The organism is Leisingera sp. F5, from assembly GCF_001593695.1.
Map to the genome: position 1 here is coordinate 1 of NZ_LUKH01001076.1, position 1298 is coordinate 1298.

The 1298-nt window shown below is 64.6% G+C and carries 1 protein-coding gene and 2 pseudogenes; 1 reads left to right on the plus strand and 2 read right to left on the minus strand.

The annotated features are described in order from the left end of the window. Together A2I95_RS39000 and A2I95_RS39005 are read right to left on the minus strand one after the other, a co-directional pair. A pseudogene (locus A2I95_RS39000) lies at nt 1–196 on the minus strand (sensor histidine kinase); the annotation flags it as partial. Then, nucleotides 186–857, minus strand: a complete 672-nt coding sequence (locus A2I95_RS39005) for a response regulator transcription factor (RefSeq protein WP_027260116.1) — start codon at nt 855–857, stop codon at nt 186–188. The pseudogene A2I95_RS39000 and the gene A2I95_RS39005, both read right to left, overlap by 11 nt. A 141-nt stretch (nt 858–998) precedes the next feature. On the opposite strand from A2I95_RS39005, the pseudogene A2I95_RS39010 reads away from it, so the two are divergent. Then, a pseudogene (locus tag A2I95_RS39010) lies at nt 999–1298 on the plus strand (trypsin); the annotation flags it as partial.

Below are 1298 nucleotides of genomic sequence, written 5' to 3' on the forward strand. Positions count from 1 at the left end.
GCGTAGCCCGGAACCCCGCCATGTCCTGGGTCAGGCTTTCCTCGATCGCCTGCCGCTGGGCGCCATGGGCAACATAATAGGTAATGCCAAGGCTGAGCGAGCTGGCCGCCACGAACAGCAGCGACAGCCACAGCGACTGCCGCATCGGCGAGGAGCGCAGCAGGGCCCGCGCGCGGGTGCTCAGGTTATTCGGCAATCCGGTACCCCGCGCCGCGCACGGTTTCGATCAGCTCAGTCTCAAAGGGCCTGTCGACCTTGGCACGCAGGCGTGAGATATGGGTCTCCACTACATTGGTCTGCGGGTCGAAACTGATGTCCCAGACCGCCTCCAGCAGCATAGTGCGGGTTTGCACGCGGCCCTTGCGGCGCAACAGATGCTCCAACAGGCGGAATTCGCGCGGCAGCAGGTCGATCTCCTGCCCTTCGCGGGTCACCTTGCGGCGGACCAGATCCATCTCCAGATCACCTGCCCGCAGCACCGTCTCCTGTGCCTGCAGTCCCGGACGGCGGGCCAGCGCAGCCACGCGGGCGGCCAGTTCGCCAAAGGCAAAGGGCTTCACCAGGTAATCATCCGCCCCGGCCTCCAGTCCGTCGATCCGGTCGTTTACACCGCTGAGCGCCGTCAGCATGATGGCAGGTGTGCGCACGCCCGCGCCGCGCAGGGTCTTGATCAGGCTCAGCCCGTCGAGGCTGGGCAGCATCCGGTCGATGATCAGCACGTCATAGTCAGCCGCGTTGGCCTGCAGCAGCCCCTCGCGGCCATCAGTGACAAGATCAACGCTATGCCCCTCCTCGCGCAATCCTGTGGCCACATAAGGCCCCGTGGTCGTGTCGTCTTCCATCACCAGGATCTTCACCGCATCCCCCGTTCTGCTGCCCGCCGGGTCGTACACCGGATGGCACCTCAGCGCACATTACAGATCTGTATAGAATGCGTCAGGACATTGAAATCCGGCACTGCCATCTGCCTTGCACCACTTCAACGCAAGGAAATGAAAATGCTCAGAACCAACGCTCCCAAACGGTCTGTCTTTGCCCTGACCGCTGCGGCCTCGGCCGCTGCGATGTTTGCCCTGGCCCCCGCCCCCGCACTGGCGGTGCCTGTCGGCGGCTATGCGGATCTTGTCGAAACCATCTCGCCTGCGGTTGTGTTTGTCGAGGTCACTGGCAAAGCGCGGCCCGCTGCCGACCGCCAGGGGATGCCGCATGACAAGTTCATGGAAGAATTCCTGCGCCGGTTCGGCGGCAGGATGCCCCGGATGAACGACGACCGCCCGGTAAGGGGCGCGGGCTCCGGC